1 protein-coding gene is annotated in these 1,438 nt (G+C 46.0%); it reads left to right on the forward strand.

The genetic code is table 11. The features are described from left to right. The coding region (locus tag S1OALGB6SA_RS10095) for an RHS repeat-associated core domain-containing protein (protein ID WP_230204392.1) at window positions 1-671 on the forward strand (671 nt) is incomplete at its 5' end. Between the last annotated feature and the right edge of the window lie 767 nt (window positions 672-1,438).

The raw sequence follows: 1,438 nt of genomic DNA on the forward strand, positions 1-1,438 counted from the left end.
TAGAGGCTCTCAATTGGTATTCCTATGTGAGCAACAACCCCGTGAAGTATGTCGATCCGACGGGGGAAATTGCGGCCACAGTTCTTGGTGCTATTATTGGGGGAATCGGAGGTGCTACAAAGGGGCTTGTTCGAGAACTAACCGATGACCAGAGTGGTGTTAATGGTGGGCGAATTGGAGTGATGGCAGGTATTGGAATAGCAAAAGGAGTTGCCGTGGGCCTTGTTGTCGATGCGACAGCAGCTGGGGTTGCAGCAACAGTAGGAACAGGAGGAGGAGCTGCTCCTGCAGCAGTAGCAGGAGTTATAGCGGCAGGTGCAGCTGGGGCTGCAGTGGTTGGATTTGCTACAGGTGTTGCGGGAAGTGCAGGTGAACAAGCACTTTATGATGGCAAGGTTGATATGAATACGGCAATCAAAGAAGGTGCTGTAGATGCTGCCTTTTCTGCTGGCGGCGCGATTCTAGCTGGGACTGGCAAAGCAGCAAAAGCAACAGCCGGAATTTATAGTCGGTATGCCAGAAATACGCGTTCATTTGCTTGGGGCAAAGCGGCAGATAATACTCAGAAAGTGAGACGCGCTTTATCAGCATCAAGTGATGCTGCAACAGGTGCTGGAGCTGGATACGGGGTTATTGACTCAGCAGTTAATAATCAGGACGAGAATAAATAGTATTAAGGAATATACATAGATATGCTTAGATGTTACATAAATAGCAAGTTTGTTCAAATTGGATTCTTCATATTCCTTGTGTTCTTTGTCGCTTTATCTGTGAATTTCATAATTCAGGCAATTACTATGGGTGTAAACGTGGTTACTCGTGAAGGTCTGTATGCACTAATTGTTTTTCCATTGTTTTCAGTACTTATCATCTTATTCTTAGCAAGTCACATTCGGATCAGTGGGAACAAGCTTACTATCGTAGTACCATTCAGGAAAAGAGTTGTATTCAAAGATGATATCAAAGAGTATATTTATACTGGTCGATCGGGGGCAAAGGGTTATTATTTTACACTAATACTAAACTCAGGTAAAAAGTTCCATTTTTCTGTCGGCTCAAGAAAATGTAAAGACTATGTACTAGAGTTCATACCAACAAAGTCCCGCCCTCTCTGCGCCAGCGCGAAGCCCTCTTCAGCAAAGCCACAAAAAAACTAAGATAAACAACAAATATCACAAAGAAGTACATTTGAATACAGGCCAAGAAGCACATGAAAGATAACATGCTAAACGTGGCCGTCAAGAAGGTGGAAGGCGCCGCCGCCTAGGCCTTTGGGCTTAGCCTAACCCACCCACACGGGACCCCAAATCCCAAAATCCGCGCATTTTCTTCTTGACCATGTTTTCGTGTCCCAAGCCGCTCCCACCTGCGTTGGCCCCTTGGCAGGCCCGCCCTTAGGCCGTCCATGGCCATAAGGCTAAACAGAACACGCCTTATT

The organism is Olavius algarvensis spirochete endosymbiont, assembly GCA_900608495.1.
GTDB lineage: Bacteria > Spirochaetota > Spirochaetia > DSM-2461 > DSM-2461 > UBA2779.